This is a genomic window from Streptomyces sp. NPDC020983, assembly GCF_044333485.1.
GTDB lineage: Bacteria > Actinomycetota > Actinomycetes > Streptomycetales > Streptomycetaceae > Actinacidiphila.
Map to the genome: position 1 here is coordinate 25,751 of NZ_JBIRRA010000024.1, position 17,084 is coordinate 42,834.

General features: G+C 69.0%; 9 protein-coding genes and 1 pseudogene. 3 read left to right on the plus strand and 7 right to left on the minus strand.

The genetic code is table 11. From position 1 onward, the window contains the following. The first annotated feature begins 286 nt into the window (after positions 1 to 286). From ACH4SE_RS34735 to ACH4SE_RS34745, 3 genes and pseudogenes are all read left to right on the plus strand, one after another. Positions 287 to 883, plus strand: coding sequence for a hypothetical protein (locus ACH4SE_RS34735; protein WP_398547564.1), 597 nt, complete (start codon positions 287 to 289; stop codon positions 881 to 883). A 2,362-nt stretch (positions 884 to 3,245) separates the two neighbouring features. Further along, positions 3,246 to 3,761: pseudogene (locus ACH4SE_RS34740) on the plus strand (winged helix-turn-helix domain-containing protein); the annotation flags it as partial. Beyond that, a complete protein-coding gene (locus ACH4SE_RS34745; RefSeq protein ID WP_398547592.1) occupies positions 3,762 to 6,758 on the plus strand; it encodes a BTAD domain-containing putative transcriptional regulator in 2,997 nt (998 codons plus the stop codon). Between the two features lie 799 nt (positions 6,759 to 7,557). On the opposite strand, the gene ACH4SE_RS34750 is transcribed toward ACH4SE_RS34745, so the two are convergent. The 7 genes from ACH4SE_RS34750 to ACH4SE_RS34780 all read right to left on the minus strand — a co-directional run bounded on the left by ACH4SE_RS34750 (position 7,558) and on the right by ACH4SE_RS34780 (position 17,007). Beyond that, complete coding sequence (locus ACH4SE_RS34750; protein ID WP_398547565.1) at positions 7,558 to 8,703, minus strand: hypothetical protein; 1,146 nt, start codon at positions 8,701 to 8,703, stop codon at positions 7,558 to 7,560. Between the two features lie 239 nt (positions 8,704 to 8,942). Further along, on the minus strand, positions 8,943 to 10,118 hold the full coding sequence (locus tag ACH4SE_RS34755) for a hypothetical protein (RefSeq protein ID WP_398547566.1): 1,176 nt from the start codon (positions 10,116 to 10,118) through the stop codon (positions 8,943 to 8,945). A gap of 169 nt (positions 10,119 to 10,287) precedes the next feature. Then, complete coding sequence (locus tag ACH4SE_RS34760) at positions 10,288 to 11,301, minus strand: TniB family NTP-binding protein (protein WP_398547567.1); 1,014 nt, start codon at positions 11,299 to 11,301, stop codon at positions 10,288 to 10,290. Next, positions 11,292 to 13,544 (minus strand): transposase, encoded by a 2,253-nt coding sequence (locus tag ACH4SE_RS34765; protein ID WP_398547568.1) that lies wholly within the window; start codon positions 13,542 to 13,544, stop codon positions 11,292 to 11,294. The genes ACH4SE_RS34760 and ACH4SE_RS34765 overlap by 10 nt, the downstream gene beginning before the upstream one ends. Then, positions 13,541 to 14,329, minus strand: coding sequence for a TnsA-like heteromeric transposase endonuclease subunit (locus tag ACH4SE_RS34770; protein ID WP_398547569.1), 789 nt, complete (start codon positions 14,327 to 14,329; stop codon positions 13,541 to 13,543). Before ACH4SE_RS34770 ends, ACH4SE_RS34765 begins: the two co-directional genes overlap by 4 nt. 873 nt (positions 14,330 to 15,202) lie before the next feature. Then, positions 15,203 to 16,345 carry a caspase domain-containing protein gene (locus ACH4SE_RS34775; RefSeq protein ID WP_398547570.1) on the minus strand — a complete coding sequence of 381 codons (1,143 nt, stop codon included), beginning with the start codon at positions 16,343 to 16,345 and terminating at the stop codon, positions 15,203 to 15,205. Next, complete coding sequence (locus ACH4SE_RS34780; protein ID WP_398547571.1) at positions 16,342 to 17,007, minus strand: hypothetical protein; 666 nt, start codon at positions 17,005 to 17,007, stop codon at positions 16,342 to 16,344. The genes ACH4SE_RS34775 and ACH4SE_RS34780 overlap by 4 nt, the downstream gene beginning before the upstream one ends. Positions 17,008 to 17,084: the final 77 nt, after the last annotated feature.

A 17,084-nucleotide genomic window follows, 5' to 3' on the forward strand; every position in this document is an offset into this window, starting at 1 on the left:
GCTACCCGGGTTGACCTGCATTGAGCTGATGTGCGTTGACGTGCGCTCAGGATCGCTGAGTGGTGCGCAGGTCCACAGGTCCGCCCAAACGATGGCCGTCCGATCCGAGGAGAAAGAGGGTTTGCTTTTAGATTGTTCTCTAACTTGCGGCGTCGAAATGTGATTTTGAACTGGGTCGCTCACCTGAGCATTTTGCGGACGCGGAGAGGTGGGGCAGCCCGCTCGCCTCGCCCACCTCCACCTTGGGCCTTGCTGATGACCGGGCGATCTCGGATCATGGGTGTCCATGGCAGACGTAACTGCGGTGCTTGAGCTGGTCGGCGGGTTGGGTGCAGCAGCTATCGGCGCGGTGGGCGGCAGCCTCCTGCAGCGATCGAAGAGTCGTCAGGACAGCGCCGCAACCGCTGTGCAGCGCGCAGATGCTGCGGACGAGCGACGGCGTCTCACGAACGAGCTGACGCTGGAGATCATCACCGCCGCGCGGACTGCCAGCCGTGCACTGCTGGCGTCACTCGAACGATTCGCGCAGGACGCTGAAGCTGGTCGATCGGTCGACGCTGACCGCTTTGATGAGCAAGTCGGCACGCTGGAGGCTGATCTGGTTGGTGCCCTCCACCGCCTGGCCGCGAGCGAAACGGCGATCGTGCCGACGGAATCCCTTACTGATGAGCACAGGCCCTTCGTTGAAGTTGTGGCTGACATGACCGCCTCCATACGGAAGCACCTCCTGGAAGTCACCTCTGGCTCTTCCTTGGACTTCCTGGAGACTGACCTCCGCCTGATTCGTGCCACTTCCGCCGACCTCGATACGTTCCTTCGCACTCAGACCGAGGTTGTCGCAGGTCGGCCCCTGGGCTTCAGGATGGCGATTGACGAGGTGTGAGCTGCATGGGTGTCCGGCGGCCTACGGTCTACGTACCGACTCCCTTGAGGCGCCGCTCAGCTTGCTGCTCCTTACACCTTCGACAGTTGCGTGGCGCTGATCGATTTCTCGCAGCGGACAGTTTTGCCCACGTTGTATCGGGGTGCCCGGTGTCCGTTCGGGGTGCCTGGCGGGCGTCCGGGACCAGGCCGGTGGGGTTTCGGTGCTCCGGCGGGGTAGGGCATGTGCTGGTGGATCTCCGGCCCGTGCTTCGGAGCGCATGATCAGACGAAGGCCGCCTCACTGTTCGGTGAATGTCCAGGTCGACGACACACTTCGAATCCGCGAGCTGATCACGGTTGTTGAGTGACGTGCAGGAGCGTGTGCGGAGCAGGAGGATCGCGTCGTCGAGGCGCCCCTGGTGCTCCCGGATTGCGGCGAGGGCGCGAACTGCGTTGTCGCGGTCGTTGCTGTGGCGGCACCATGAGCCCTCACACCCGTGGTCCTTGGCGACGAGGGGGGCCAGGAGGTCGGCGGCGTCTTCCTCACGGCCCGCGCTCGTGGCGACTTTGGGCAGGGCCGCGACCAGGAACCAGTCGTCGAGTCCCGTGCTCAGCATCTCGAACGCCTCGTCTGCATGCCCGTGGCGCGCGAAGAGGCGAGCGGCGAACTCCAGGGGCAGCCGGCCCGTCCGGGCGTGCGGCCGAACCAGGGTGACGGCCTCCGCCGCCCGACCCCACTGTTCCAGGAACTCGGCCTTCGTCCGGATGGCGGGCCACCAACCCGTCGCTGTGTACGGGGCGAGTGCCTCCAATGCCTCCGCCTGCCGACCCTCGCCGCCGCACCGGCGGGCCCACTCCAGTGCGCAGAACCACTCTCCCTCGCCGGCCAGAGCCCGGACATCTTCCTCGTGACCGAGCGCAAGGAGACGGGAGGCCACGGAAGGGGGGATGCATCCGGACAGGGTCCTGGCCTGGCGTTCGAGCTCTGCAGCGTCCATGGCAGCGCACCCTAGCCGCCACCAAGGACAGCGGCTGGAGGCGTTCCCTGCCGCTTCGCCCCCTGCCGCAAAGGTCGGAGACGCGGACCAGGCGCCGCATCCGGCAGATCCGGTTCGAAGATCAGCCGGTGGCCGCCTCTCCATCCGGGCACCAACCCAGAATGCCGGGACAAACCCCCGGATCAGGTCCAACCCGCTACACCACTTCCAAGGACGCAACCGTTGCCCCCCTTGGCACCGCCAGCACCGCAGTTGCACCGGGCCGATCCTCCTGGCTCTGACGCACAACCCTCACTCGCCCACCTGGCGACTTGCCGACGCGTGTCGCGGCTGCGCAGTCGCAACGCCCCACACCGCCCGCGTCCCTGAACCCGCCGGGCCGGTCTCAGCCGCCCACATCCCGAGGCACCCAACGCCCCCGATGCCGCATGAGGACGGCGACAACACCTCGGTGTGGAATGTCGGAGACGGCGCCTGGTGAGTTGCTTTCATTCGCAGCACTCACATTGCCCGAGCTCATGCTCGCAACACTCAGGAAGCAGTTCGCCGGGCGCATGAGGCCACGTCCAGTAAACCTCCGGCGCACGACAGCCAGTTACGAACCCGGCTGATGGTTGACGTCGGTTGCAGGGTCCCCGATAGACCAGGGGTTCCGGCGACCGGGTACGTCAGGCTGATGCTGACGTACCCGGTCGAACCCTGTGCCGGATCGTCAGGCTGCCCCTGCGTAGTGCAGGGCATAAAGGATGGCAGGAAGAGCTCCGAGGAGACCGGCGATTGCGGTGATGACCGCGGCGGCCCGCTGAGTGGTCCTCAGCGATCTGACCAAATAGGCCACAAGAACGAAAAAGGCCAGCGCCACTACGACGGAGGCCACGAGTGATGGGGAGGCAGCTGAAGTTTGCATCGCAGGGCAAGACTCCTTGCAACGGCATCTGGTCCGGTTTCCCAGCCGCGCCGTTGGCCGCCCCATCGCAGGCACTTGGTAGGGAGTGCCCGGACCGGCAACATCCGCGTACGGGAGTTGACGGCCACGCTAGCGGAAATCCTCGTTGCAGCACCAGAGTTGGCAGAAAAATACGTCCGGCCACCCGGGCTACCACCCCCGGGTGTCGGACGCGCGCTCGACGGACCAGATGCCGGTGTCGATGCAGTATGGGCATCTTGCCAGTACCCGATAAACAACAGATGTACCCGCACCTCGCATCCTTCACCTGCACCGTTACCTTGCGGATGGCTGCATCCCGGATCCACATCGCCTCCAATTCGCCAGACTTCGCACAACTACGCAATCCTACAACTTATTGACTACTCTACGTAACTTAACGCCAACTTAGTGAGGGTGCTAAGCTCACCGTGCCGGCTCAGTCGGGTGAGGGGCGCATGGTCTTCGAGCTGAACGTCCTGAGAGGCGTGGAAGTACAGCAGGACGGGCGGGTTCTTGCGCTGGGACCTCCCCAACGCCGTGCCATTCTCGCGTTGCTCGCCACGGCGCCGGACCGTACACAGTCGGTAGCGGAACTGACGGCAGGGCTCTGGGACGGAACCCCACCTTCAACGGCTGCGACTGCCTTGCAGGTCCACATGCACCATCTGCGGCGAGTTCTACGAGAAGCCGACGACGGGCGAGGCGGGCCGGTTTTGATGACCGTGCGCAGTCCCGTTGCCGCTGACGTGCGCTACATCCTTCAGGTCGCTTCGGAATCGGTCGACGTGGAGCGCTTCCGCCGGTGGCACCGTGAGGGATTGGCTGCACATACCCGCGGTGACTTGCACGGAGCACGGGCGGCGTTCGCTGAAGCTGATGCCCTGTGGGGTAGGGAACCTTTGGCGGGGCTGGCGCCCACGTCCAAGGTCCTGCAGGTTCGGGCGGCCCTCGTTGAGGAGCGAGCACGGGCGATGGCCGATCGTGAGCTTCTGTCGCCGACCCGCCCTTCATCTTCATCGTTCACACGTGCAGACACCACCCCGGCCGATACGTCTCAACCCAAGGGTTTCCGTTTCCAAGTACTCGGGCCGGTGCGCGCCTGGCGCGACGGCGAGCAGATCAACACCGGCGCGCCCCAGCAGCGCGCGCTGCTGGCGGTGCTGCTGCTGCGCGGCGGGCGCACGGCCACCGCGGCCGAGTTGCTGGACGCGCTGTGGGGCGACTCGCCGCCCAACACCGCGCTCGCCGCCCTGCGTTCGTACGCCTTCCGGCTGCGCAAGGCACTCGGCTCGCAGACCCTCGTCACCGACTCCGGCGGCTACGCCATCCGGATCCCCGTCGAGGCCCTGGACGCAACCAGGGTCGAGCAACTGGTGGGCGAGGCGGAGAAAATACGCCAGAGCGACCCCGCCCAGGCCCGCGAACTCCTTGTCAGCGCCCTGGACATGTGGAACGGCGAGCCGCTGGCCGGGCTGCCCGGCCCGTACGCCGAGACGCAGCGGGTGCAGCTCGCCGAGTGGCACCTCGGCCTCATCGAGGCGCGGCTCGAACTCGACCTGGAGCTGGGCGCCCACGCCGAAGCCGTCTCCGAGCTGACCGCCGTCACCGTCGAGCACCCGCTGCGCGAACGGCTGCGTGCCCTGCTCATGCTCGCCCTCTACCGCAGCGGGCGGCAGGCCGAGGCGCTGGGCGTCTATGCCGACACGCGGCGGCTACTCGCCGACGAGCTGGGCATCGACCCGTCGGCCGAGCTTACAGAGCTACACCAGCGCATCCTGGAGTCTGATACGGGCCTCGCACTACCGCACGGCCCAGTCCCATCGGGTGTCCTCGAGGTCATGCGCCCGGCGGAATTGCCCGGGACTGTGCCTGATTTCACGGGCCGCGCCGCCTTCGTGCGGGAGCTGGGCGAACAGTTGTCGGCGGCGGCGCTAGGCAGCGGCGTGATGGCAGTTTCCGGGTTCAGCGGTGTCGGCAAGACGACGCTGGCCGTCCAGGTCGCGCACGAGGCCCGGGAGAACTTCCCCGACGGCCAGCTCTACGTCGACCTCCAGGGCACCAGCGCGGTGCCGTCGGAACCCGAGGCGGTGCTCGGCTCGTTCCTGCGCTCCCTCGGCCTGCCCGACGCGGCGATCCCCGACTCGCTCGCCGACCGGGCCGCGCTCTACCGCTCCACGCTGTCCGGCCGCCGCGTCCTGGCGCTACTCGACAACGCCTACGACGCCGCCCAGATCCGGCAGCTGCTGCCCGGCACCCCCGGCTGCGCCGCGCTCGTCACCAGCCGGGTGCGGATGGTGGACCTGGAGGGCGCGCACCTGGTCGACCTCGACGTGATGTCGCCCGAGGAGTCGCTGCTGCTCTTCACCCGCATCGTCGGCGATGAGCGGGCCCGCAGCGAGCGGCAGGCCAGCCTCGACGTCGTCGCCGCGTGCGGCTTCCTGCCGCTGGCGATCCGCATCGCCGCCGCGCGCCTGGCCGCCCGCCGCACCTGGACGGTGTCGGTGCTCGCCGCCAAGCTCGCCGACCACCGGCGGCGGCTGGACGAGCTGCGGGCCGGCGACCTCGCCGTCAAGGCCACCTTCGACCTCGGCTACGACCACCTCTCCGCCGCGCAGGCCCGCGCCTTCCGGCTGCTGTCGCTGCCCGAGGGCCCCGACATCTCGCTGGACGCCGCGGCCGCCGTCCTCGACCTGGACCGCTACCGGGCCGAGGAACTCCTCGAAGCCCTCGTCGACATCAGCCTCATCGAATCCGCCGCGCCCGCCCGCTACCGCTTCCACGACCTGCTGCGCCTCTACGCGCGCGAGCGCGCCGAAACCGACGAGAGCCAGGAGGAGCGCTGCGCGGCGCTCTCCCGGCTGCTCGACTTCTACCTCGGCTCGACGGCCTCCGCGTACGCGCTGGAGAATCCGGGCGACCGCGTCCTGGACCACCTGGCGCCGACCAGCCACCCCGGGCTCGCCTTCACCGCCCGCGAGGAGTCGCTGGACTGGATGTTCCGCGAAGCACAAGGACTTTTCGCAACCGTGCGGCAGGCTGCCGAGGGCGGCTGCGGCGGCTTCCTGCGGCGCGCGGCCGACGTCCTGCTGGTCTCCCAGGACCTGATGGAGTCCGGTGTCTACGCCCGGCAGTACGAGCAGGCCGCCCGCGCGCTGGTCGGCGCGGCCCAGAACTGCGGCGAGACGCTGGTCGAAGGGCGCGCCCGGATCTGGCTGGGCCAGCTGCTGCGGATCACCGGCCGCTTCGAGGAGGCCGAGAACGAGGCCACCCGCGCCCTGATGCTCGGCATAGTCGCCGAGGACCCCATCACATGCAGCTACGCCCCGAACCTGCGCGGCATCCTCGCTTTCCTCGGCCGCCGCTTCGCGGAGAGCGCCGCCTACTACACCACCGCCCTGGAGGCATTCCGAGCGGACGGCAACAGGCACGGCGAGGCGGCCGCCCTCAGCAACCTCTCGCGGGTGCAGTCGGAGATCGGTCAGGAGGACGCGGCCGTCGCTGCCGCAGAGCAAGTGGTGGCGATGCGCCGGGGGCTGGGGGTCGGCTTCCGGCTCGGCAACGGTCTCTACGCACTGGGGATCGCCCAGACCGTCAGCGGCAGACTAGACAGCGCGGTGGCCTCGTTCACCGAGGCGGCTGGCATCTTCCGCGAGTCCCGGCAACACTTCTGGGAGGGCATGGCGCTCTTCCGGCTCGCAAACGTCCACCTCGCCGCCGGACGGTTCCGGGAAGCTGCCTCCTGCGTCGAGCAGTCACTAGGCCTCCTACGCAAGGACCGGGTCGGCGACTGGCGCACCGCAAATGCCCTCACCGCGCTCGGGCGCGCCCTCGCCGGCATGGGCCAAAGCATCCGCGCACGCTCCTGCTGGCAGGAGGCACTAAACATCTACCAGGCGCTCGGAGCACCCGAGGCCCAGGGCGTGCAAGGGCTGTTGGACGGTGGCCATGCAGCGATCAGTGTCGTCTGACTGCAAGCGTCGGGTCCTCGGGCTCCTCTGGGCAACACGATTCCTTCGCCCCGCACGCACGGCATCAGCGCCGCGCCACCGGCCCGGCGCCTGGGACGGGCGCCGAACATGCAGGCCGTTTGACCCAGGCTGAAGCAGAGGACAACCCGCACAAAGGCTCCCTCAGTGCGCGGGCCGCTCACGTCGACGGCGAAGCGTGCGCCGTAGGCGCCACGGCACAGCGGCTCGCACCGGGCTGCGGGCTGTGTGATCCGCGGTGGTGAGCGGTGCCCGACACGGTTCCCCTGCGCCGCGCCGTGGCGTCTCAGGCTAGGGTCACACCCCCCCTCCGGTCCGCATCGGCGGCGGGACGGGCCGAGGCGAGCCGCGTGGGGTGAGAGATGCCCAGGCCGCGCAGGAGATCTCCCGTGCCCAGGTAGTGGCGCCCGGCCAGACGGCTGATGAACGACAGCGTGGTCTCCCGCGCAGTGGGCGCGATCTGGAGCGGCGCGCGGGCTGTTCGCGGGCGGCCCGTGACCGGTGTGTCCACGGTCGAGTTCTCCCCTTTCCTTCTTGTCCTTTGCGACGTGCTGTGTAGGGGCGATGACGAGGGGCTGTCGGCCGGTGCGGTCCCGGCCGCACCGGAAGCCGCCGGCGATGCGAGGTTCTGGCCAGGTGTGGAGGAGGGTATTCCCAGCCCGCCGCACCGTCCCGGCGAGCCGCCGGTGCCGGGCTCGGCGCAACCTGCGCGGCTCGGCCGTGAACTGGGCAGGGGGCTCGGGCTGCTCTGTGACGTGCCGGCTGCCGGTGCACTACACGGTCAGGTGTCCCGCGGGCGCAGGGGCAGGTCGTCGCTGTGACAGGGGTCGTGTATGTGGGAGTAGGCGCTCCAGATGCGTGTGACCGCGTTGCGGGCGGGAGGGGATCCGAGGCCGAGCGCGGACAGTTCCAGCGGTCGGATCTGCGGGAGGCCTTTGTGCAGGGCATTGGTGCACTTGCGCTGGAAGAGAGGTTGGTACGAACGCTCCAGCAGGTCCAGGCGTGCCATGGAGGCGGGCGTGAGCCAGGGCCGGTCGAGGGCGGCGATGACATCGCGGCGCAGCGCGGCCTCGGCTTTGGCCAGGCGGCGTTCCCAGCCCGGGTGTTCCTCGCCCGAGCGGTATCGCAGCGGGCGCAGGATGGTCTGGTACCGCTGGATGATGGCCGCGACGCGGATCGTCTCGGGAAGGGTGACTGGTTCCCTGGCTGCTACGGCCCACAGATCGCTGTCGCCTCTGGCGGGCGTGAGCCGCTGCGCCCGGTCACGCCAGACCGCGTCGTGGTCTCGGTGTTCCAGCCACCAGTACGTGACGGCGGCGTAGGCGCAGTTCACGGCCGGGACCGAAGCGAAGTGCCAGTAGGAGGAGTACAGCCGGCGGTCACGGCGCAGGTGCCGCAGGGCAGCGGGGATCTCGGGGGCGGCGTGGAGGTCGGCGTAGTCGGCGTTCACGGGTGTGCCATTGATGGTCTGCCGGCCGAGGGTCCACTGTCCGTGCTTGCGGCACAGCAGGCCGAGGTAGGTGCCGTAGGCGGTGATGCGGCTTCCCGGCTGGTACCGGGCGGCGCACCGGGCGCAGGCCGCCGCAGGTAGGTGAGCGGGCGTCTGGAAAAGGGCGCTTCGGTTTCCCTGCTGGTGTGGGCCCTCTCCCGACCGCCAGGCGGGCAGCGTTTTGCTGAGTTGGGTGTCGGTCAGGCCGCACAGGGTTGCAACAGCCCATTTGGCGCCGGCGGACAGGTGGATCTCCCGTGTCAGACCTGCCCTGGGGACGGCCGGGTGGTCGATGCCCAGTGCGGTGAGCAGACGGGAGGCGGTCAGGTGGTGTGCGTCCGCGAGCCGGTTGAGGTAGGACCAAGTCGTCTCGCCCAGGAAGGGGCGGACGCGGACGGCACTGGCGGTGGGTGTGGTCGTGGTCCCGGGCGCGGTCACCGGCGGCTCCTTAAAGGTCAGTCGGCTGCGCCGAGCGGTGTGTATGCGGTGCGGACGGGTTCTCGGCCCACAGCCCCTTGGTCACGCCGGTCGTACCTGCCGCATGTGCCGCGTCTGCCGTCGTGTCGGTGTGCTGGCGGGCAGGGCCTGTTGCGGCGTGGGTTGCCGGGCGTCGGATCACGAACTGCAAGACGCTCTCGATGCCCGGAGACTGCTGGGTGGGTGCGGGTGAAACAAGGTCAGGGAGGCGTGGTGAGACGCAGCGAGCGTTCGGTGGGGACATGCCAGCCGCCGGTCAGGCCGAGGGCGTGGGCGCGGGTGCTGGAGGGGCGCGGACCGTGGTGGAGGAGGCCCGTGCGGTCGTCGTAGTGCTCGGGTGCCTGGGCCATGCTTGGGAGCGTCCACAGCAGCGCCCGGTTGGTTGCGGTGCTCGGTGCTGCCCGGGCGCGTATGCAGCCGTCGAGCCAGTGCTGCAGTGGGTCGGGGAGACCGCGCCGTCGTCCGCAGGCCCTGGCTGCCTCGGCCAGGCGTTGCGGCAGCCAGGGCCGGCCGGTGCGGTGGGCGAGTTCGGCGTGGACGGTGCCAGCGGCTTGCGTGCTGGCACGGGTGCGGGCGCGGGGACTGGCGTGCGGTACCTGGTGCCGCCATGCGGGGGTAGCCAGGAATTCGGCGACGGCGATGGTCTCCGGGTAGGGGATTAGCGGGTGCGCGGCGACCTCAAGCGGGTTGTCCAGGCCCAGGAGACGGGCCAGGGCCGCGGTGCGCCGCGGCCAAAGGTGCTCCTCGGGCCACGCAGCGCTCTGCCAGGACCACACGACTGCGCAGGCGTACGCCAGGGCGTCGTTGGCATCAGGGCGCTCGCGCAGTAGCCGCATGTGGCGGCGGTGGGCGTTCAGGATCTCGGGGAAGTGCGTCAGGTCGATGAAGGAGGGCGTGTCCCAGGTCGCGAGCAGCCAGCGGCGGTGGCGCTGGCAGATGTGGCGTGCCCCGGTGACGTACACCAGGACCGGGGTGGGCCGGGCGAGGCGGGGGTGTCGGGTGTGCCTGCGGCTGCAGGGGCCGCAGGCGGTGTGCCAGGGGCGGTGCGGGACGTACCAGTCGGTCCACAACGGCCCGCGGTCAGTGCCGAGGGGATGGGCGTGGGCGGCGGCCGGCAGTCGCCGCCCGAGGTCTTCTTGCCTGATGCCGGCGAACAGAGCAAGGCGCTGACGTGCCTTGGGGCCGAGATATACCTCGCGTCCGGGCGCAGGAATGGCCGCAAGCGGCCGCCCCGGTAATGGCCCGGTGATCGCCCTGAGCAGGTCCCGGGCCGGCAGGCGGTAGACGGCCGCCAGCCGACTCAGCCACGACGCGGTGAGCTCTCCCGCGACCGGGCGGGGCGAGGCAGCGCCCTGGACGCTTGGTGTGGTCGGCATAGCAGGCGGGTCTCCTGTCGGCGCAGCGAAGGGAAGGTGTAAGAAGGCGCCCTGGGGGCGCCTGCCCTGCGCTGACGGCACGTCGGGCCAGGGGCGCTCCACTTACGGGGCGATGGGCTGCCGGTTCGAGCGCTGGACCAGGGCGGCTGGTTGTGTGGCCACGGTGCGGTCAGGCGGTGCCGCGGCGACGCTGGGCGCGCACGTCGAGCTGAATCCTGGAAAGGAGCTGTCTGGTGATCTTCTGGCTGCCGTCGTCGAGGGCGGTGAGCGCGGCGGAGCGGATCAGGTGGGACAGGCTGCCCATGACTCCGCCGGTGCGCATGTGGATGTACTCCGCGTGGCGTTCCAGCGTCCCGGTGCGGTGGCGGGCAAGCCTCAGTGCCTCTTCCATGTCACCGAGCAGGTTGTTCCAGGTCTGGCGCTGCGCTTGTGTGCCGTAGGGCAGGGCGGTGTTGCGGACGAGGACGAAGCGCCCGGCGATCTGGGCGCCGCGGGGCCCGGCGAGCAGGGGGGAGTCCTCGACGTCCACCCCGCAGTAGACGAACGTGGCGGGGATCCGCTCGCCGAGGTGCTTCATCTGGTCGGCGGTTTCGGCGCCGGCTCGGGTGCGGGTGTTGAGTAGGTGTACGTCGTCGATGAACACCAGTTGGGTGCCCAGGTCGGTCAGCACGCCGACGACAGCGTCGGTGATCTGTGCCTGGTTCATGCGGCCGTGCACCGGCACGCCGAGAAATCGGGCGAGTTCGCTGACGAGCATCTTGGGGGTGGCCGACGGCGGCACGGATACGAAGGCCACCGGCAGGCGGTCCTTGGCGCGAGGATGCCTGCCGCGGTCGGTGTGCTCGAAGATCCGCCCCAGTTCCATCAGCGTGGTGGTCTTGCCGGTGGTCGGCGGCCCAGAGACGATCAGGCCGCGCCGGGCGGTGCCTTGCTGGCGGCGGTTGAGGGCCAGTAGCCGCCGCAGTTCCAGGGACACCTTCTTCATCGACGGGGTGGTCATGACCACGAAGCGGGAGTGGTAGTCCTGCAGCGTCTCCTGAGTCCAGAAGGAATCGCCGACCGGGGGCGCCTCCTGGCGCGGGGTGTCGACGAAGCGCTCCCAGCCCTGCCAGGTGCTGACCGGCTCATAGCCGCTGCCTGCCTCGTCACCGCCGTCGAAGGCGGCGAGGGAAGTCACAGCCATTGGTCGGGTCCTTTGCGGTCGTCGTTGATGATGCTGCTTCCCCGCCGGCGGGCCGCCGGGACGGGGGCACTGGTCGGGCCGGGGCCCGGACCCCCGGCCGTGTCGGCTGTGCCCCCACGCCCGTCGCCGCCTGCAACGTCCTCCTCGCCGTCCTCCGCTTCCTTCTTGGCGGCGTCGGTTTCGTCGGGGGAGTCGAAATCGAGTGGGGCCTCAAGTTCGTCGGCCGGCCAGTTCTCGTCGTCTTCCGGGTCGTCGGCCTGTGCGGGCGGGGCGCCGATGAGGGTCGGGGTGGCGAGGACGTCCAGCCCGCTGGGCGGTGCCGGTAGGTGCGGCAGGGTGGCTGAGGCGGCGGCTCGGGCGGCGATGGTCCGCTCGCGGGGGGTGCCGTGGCCGGCTGAGGCGCGTTTGAGGAGGGCGTTGAGGGCACGGGCCAGGATCAGTTCGTGTTCTTCGCGGTCGGTGGTGCGTGGGATGGTCTTGCGGATGTGCTGCCAGGCGAAGTCTGTGAAAGGTTGCGTCACTTCGCTGGCGTGGATCCACGGCACCTCCACGAATCCGACCTCGGGTAGGCGCACCCAGACCCGGTGTGGCTCGTACGGGTTGTAATGCACCTCCCACGTGCCGTTCTGGGCGGTGTGCCGGGACCGCTGCCCCCGGTAGGGGCCCAGGGCTTTGTTGTCGTAGGTGCGGTAGTCGAAGCGGATCCCGGCGTCGGTGATCGGCTGCCATTTCACCGGCAGCAGTTCGAGGTAGTCTTCGCCGGTCAGCGGCACTGGCACGTACCCGGTCAGCCCGATCAGCGCCGCCCACATCTGATTTGGACTCAGAGCCCGCTTGGGCATCATCGGGTGCCGTAGTCCGTCGTGCGGGCGGTGCTGCCAGCCGGCCACGATCCACTCGTCCAGCAGGTCCTGCAATTGGGGGAGCGTCCAGCATGCCTCGTCGGCCACCGAACTGCCGCGCTGGGTGACATTGGAGCCGGTGTACCCGGCTACGTACTGGCAGAACTGCGTGTTGATCGACTCGAAAGTGCGTTCCACGCCGCCCTTTGCCGGGCCGTTGGCCGGCGGTACCGGCTGAAAGGAGATTCCCAGCGAGCCGCATGCGGCCACGAACGACGTCGATACGAACACTCTGCCCTGGTCGACCACGATCATCTCCGGCATGATCACCGGTCGCGCCGCGGCGTGCTCCAGCCGAGCATCCAGTGTCACCAGGCGCTCGAAGGGAATCACCGAGCGGCGCATCGCCAACGCCTCATCCCAGCCCGGCCGCATCGACAACGGCGTGGCCATCAATGCCAGAAGCAAAGCCGCATCGACCGTCCTGGTGCCCGCTGGTCGCAATACCGCAGCCGCGATGGTTCGCGTGGCTACATCCAAAGCGATTGTCAGCTCGCACCGCCCGGTCACCCCGTCGTCCAAGACGACCAGCACATCCAGCGGGGTGGAGTCCAACATCACCAGCTCGCCCGGCCGCAGCGCCACCGTCGGCGTGAACGGCGGCTGCGGACGAGAGGCGCGGTTTCTTTGCCGCAGTGCGTAGTCCAGCAGCTTGCCTGGCTCTGCCAGGGCCCGCGCCAGCCTGTTGAAGGTCGACTGTGGCGGCAGCGATACCACACCCGGCCCGAACTTTTCCTCCAGTGCCCAGCCCACCTGGGTGCGCAGCCGGCTCAGTGTGCCGCTCGAGCGGGTTCTGTTGGTCTCCAGTACAGCAAGGACTGCCTCCACCACCCGGGAATCAGCCCGGCCCACCTGGGAGCGGCCGCGCGTCGCACGCTGGTCAACCAGCCCCCACACACCCTGCTGCCGGTATCGGGCACGCATCCGACGCACCGTGGCCACGCTCGCAGCCTGACCCGCCTCCCGCAGTTCGTCGGCTTTGGCCGCTTCCCGCTCCGCCATGCTGCGCCGAGCCGGGTCGTACTCGAGCCGTACTGCCCCGCCGACCTCAAGCGGCTCGCCGCTCTCCACCTCCCGCACGTGCCGCTCCCACTCCAACGCAGCATCTCGCACCGGCTGCGGCAGCGTTTCCAGCAGCGCCAGCGGCCCCACCACTCCTGGAACCGCCTGCCCGTGGAGATGGAAATGCTCATCGGCCAGCAGATGCGGCAGCAGCACCGAGGCCACCGCTCCGTCGTCACCGACTAGCTGGACCTGCAATCCCTGCAGCATCACCACTGTCCATTCCTGCTCTTGGAAGGCGACCCGGGCACCTGCTGCGATCTTCGCCCGCTGCGTCATGCCGGCGCCCCGACGCCGGCGGCGACAGCGATCGTCCGCTCGTGCAGCGGCGTTCGCAGCGGCGCGCTCAGCTGGCCGTGCCACAGGGCGTGGAACACCGCTGGCCACGCCGTCATCGCCTCACCCAGCTCCCGCACCCCCTCCACCAGGGGCCGCGACCGCGCGAAAGCACCCTCCACCGCCTCCGCGGCCAGCAAACTGGAGTGGCGCGGATGCCGGTATCCCGCGAGCCACCTGACGTTCGCCGCCACCACCGGATCCGGGGCCCCTACTACGCGGTAGTGCCAACCCACCGACTGCGCTGCGGCCTCCGCCACCCGACCCCTACTGGCCAGGCGCCTGCTGATCCCGTCACGGCCTGCGCAGTCCACTAATACGGCACTGCCATCGCGCAGCCGGGCCATCAAGTGCGGCACATGACGCACCTCATGGCCACCGCGCCCGACCCACGACAGCTCCACCGGACTGCACGCCAGAGCCACCACTGACGGATCATGGTCCAAGAGGATCACTTGGGTGCGCATCGCGCCGAACCCGTAGTGCACCAGCCCCCCGGTGGTCGCCGACCACCACCAGCCCGGAGCGATCCGCCGCCCAGGCCGCACTGCGAACTCCCGCACTGGCGGGCACTCTTCCAACACCTGCTCCTCGGCTGCCTGTATCCACGACATCACGCGTATACAGCCCCCGGTGTCGACAAACTTCGCATCGATTTCCGACACAAGTGCATGCGCGCCCCGGGACCCCACTTGTCCCAGCACCGCAGATGTCTCCCTCTTCTCCATGACCGTCAGCTAATTCCACTCAATGAGAATGCATAATGCGCACATCAATACGTCACTCGAAAGCGTGACGTTCGGTCCAAGAGGTGGGCGAGTGGTGCGGTGCTTTGATAAGCGGCGGCATGGGAGCAGCAGGCACAGTCACCACCATCCTAGCGAAAGCCGCAGGTCAATGGCGTCGATGGCCCCTGCGAGCGCAGGTTCTGAGGGGGTGGCCTCATCGGCGGTGCCGCCCCGCGGCCCGAAAGCTGTAGACCCGGAGGTGACCCAGCTTGAGCGCTCGTCCGGCGATGTCGGCGAGGCGTGGGCATGTCGAATGTGGAGGGCCGTGCTGTTGGCGGGCTCGACTGTCGGTGCCTGGTGATAGGCCAGTATCGGCGCCTTCCGGACATGCCGTTCAGCTGTAGCCGAAACGACCGCGCGCAAGCCCCTCGGTGAGCAGCGGCGATGCCGCATCGCTGCACATGTGTCACTGCAAGTGGCGCATGAATTCCGCCGAATCAGGTGATCTGCCTCTGTTTGGAGGGGTCAGTTGCCACACTGTGTGACTGTGGTGGGAGCGTCCATCGCAGTCGGGTCGAAGGGGAGGCGTTGTGCCGCAGGGTTCTGGGCGCTATTACCGGGCGGGTCACTGGGTGAACAAGTCCGGGGGTACGCGTGGCGGCGGGTCGAGGAAGAAGCAGGCCTCGACGGCATTGGTGGTGGGCCTGCTGCTCGTTGGAGCGTGGCTGGGGCTGTTCCCGCACGGCTCGGCACACGGCTCCACGCCGCGGCCTGCCTCAACAGCGTCCGCGGGCCGTTAGCCGCCCGGCGGAAGGGGCGTTCCCCGGGGAGCTCACTCCGGACAGGCCTGCAGGGCAATCGGATCCGCGGTCGTCACCGGCGGCTGGTCTGGCTGCGCCGCCACCAGCGCGGACGGATAGCGTCCGTAGCCGTCTCAACTGCTGTGGGCTGCGACGAGGCGACGGCAGGCGCGGCCGGTGCGGATGCCCGCAATTGCTGCCACACTGCCTTCCACTCGGCCTCCTGCTCGGAGGTCAGGCCGCAGGCGAGCAGGTAGGCGCCGGTCGTGGTCCATCGTGTCGGCAGCGTGGTGCGGTTGATGAGTGCGCTGACGGTGCTGGCAGAGACTTTGGCGCGCTCGGCGACCCGCTGCACGGGCAGGCCGGCGACAGCCCGAACCTGTCCGAGGGCATTGAGGAAGTCCTGGCAGGTGGTGAAGGAGGCCGGGGTGGGCCATAGCGAGGCGGTCACAGGTGCGGGAGCCAAGGGACGTTCGGCCTGGGCGCGGTAGGCGGGGTTGCGGGCCAGGACGAGTGCGCCGGCGGTGTTGCGGTCGCGTTTGTGCGGGACCGGTAGGGCCTTTGCGGCGAGTTGCTCACGCAGGTGCCGGTAGACGGTGTCCAGGTCGAGTTCGGGCGGGCCGCCTGGTACGCCGGATGTCAGGCAGTCCAGTAGTTCCCCGGTGAACGCGGTGTAGGTCTCGCCGGGCGGGGCGATGGCAAGGGCGTTCTCCCCGGCTGCGGCCAGGAGGTAGCTGCCGTCGATCTGCGCGGTGTCGACGAGATCGTTGGTGGTGCTCATGAGCCCCAGCGCCCGGCCGCTGAAACAGCAGTCGAGGATTATGACGTAGCGCTGGGGCCGGCCGCCCTCGACCATGGCCTCGCGCAGCCACTGGTAGGGGATGCCCGTGTGACTGCGGCCGTGACGTGAGTCGGCAAGACCCAGCAGTAGTTCGCCGCGACTGTCGATCAGCCCATGTCCGCCGAAGTAGAACAGCAGGGTGTCGGTGGCTGCTTGCGCCTGCTGCCAGAGGACGTCTGCGATCTTCTGAGCGTCTCGGGGTTCGGAGATGATCGTGCAGTGATCCTCGGGCAGCCCCCACGCGTCGGCTGCGGTCAGGGCGGATGCCAACGCGGGCAGGTTGTTGGCCACAGCGGGCAACGGCTCGAGGAAGCTGTAGTGGCTGACACCGACGAGGACGGCCCGTGACGCGGTGGGATCCGGCCGCTCGCTCACGGCTGTTGCTCCGCACTGTCCGTCCTTGCATCGGTGCCGGTGCTGTTGCCGTTCGTACCACCGTCGGCCCCGTGGCCACTGCTGTCCTCGGTGCCCGCGGCATCTGCGGCCTGTTGGAGAAGCACAGCGATCCGGGCGGCTTCCTGCGGATCACCGGAAGCCAGGATCACCTCGACGTCTCCGCGGCGGATCGTCACCGGTGGACTGGCAGGCCTAGTCTGTCGCCACGTCATCAGCGACAGGACGAACGAAGCCGCCGCCCATCCGTTGTCCGTGACCATCTGGACAGCCTCCACCCAGCCGCCCATGCTCCCCGGCCGCGTCTCCGCCTGTTTGAGCGACACCTGCGCCAGGCGAAGCGAAGGCTCGCGTCGTAACCAGTCCGCCAGCGAACGCAGATCGGCCTCTTGGCCCCTGCCGCCGTCGAATCCGATCTCCGTGAGCAGCGTGCCACCCCCTTGGATCTCCCCACAGCAGCTCCAGCGCGAAGAGCTCGCTCGTACACCGCCAGTATGCGCGTCCGGTGGCCACCGGTGACGGTGGAACGCGCTCGCCCAGTCGGCTTCCGAGGAACTGGGGAGAGGAGGTAGGCATGCCAGAAGCAGAGCACCGGGGGCGTTCCGAGGTGCCAGCGACGGATGCACCCCATGGAGGAAGCTCATCGTGCAACGCGCAGTGTCATGCGTGCGGATGCAGGTCCTCCCGAAGCGGGCACCGCGGCTTCCGGGCAGGAGCTAGC

What these genes read in the sequence shown, in the direction of transcription:
- ACH4SE_RS34770 (WP_398547569.1), bottom strand. Translation starts at nt 14,329, where the DNA reads ATGGAGAAGAGGGAGACATCTGCGGTGCTGGGACAAGTGGGGTCCCGG.
- ACH4SE_RS34780 (WP_398547571.1), bottom strand. Translation starts at nt 17,007, where the DNA reads ATGAGCTTCCTCCATGGGGTGCATCCGTCGCTGGCACCTCGGAACGCC.
- ACH4SE_RS34745 (WP_398547592.1), top strand. Translation starts at nt 3,762, where the DNA reads ATGGCCGATCGTGAGCTTCTGTCGCCGACCCGCCCTTCATCTTCATCG.
- ACH4SE_RS34765 (WP_398547568.1), bottom strand. Translation starts at nt 13,544, where the DNA reads ATGACGCAGCGGGCGAAGATCGCAGCAGGTGCCCGGGTCGCCTTCCAA.
- ACH4SE_RS34760 (WP_398547567.1), bottom strand. Translation starts at nt 11,301, where the DNA reads ATGGCTGTGACTTCCCTCGCCGCCTTCGACGGCGGTGACGAGGCAGGC.
- ACH4SE_RS34755 (WP_398547566.1), bottom strand. Translation starts at nt 10,118, where the DNA reads ATGCCGACCACACCAAGCGTCCAGGGCGCTGCCTCGCCCCGCCCGGTC.
- ACH4SE_RS34735 (WP_398547564.1), top strand. Translation starts at nt 287, where the DNA reads ATGGCAGACGTAACTGCGGTGCTTGAGCTGGTCGGCGGGTTGGGTGCA.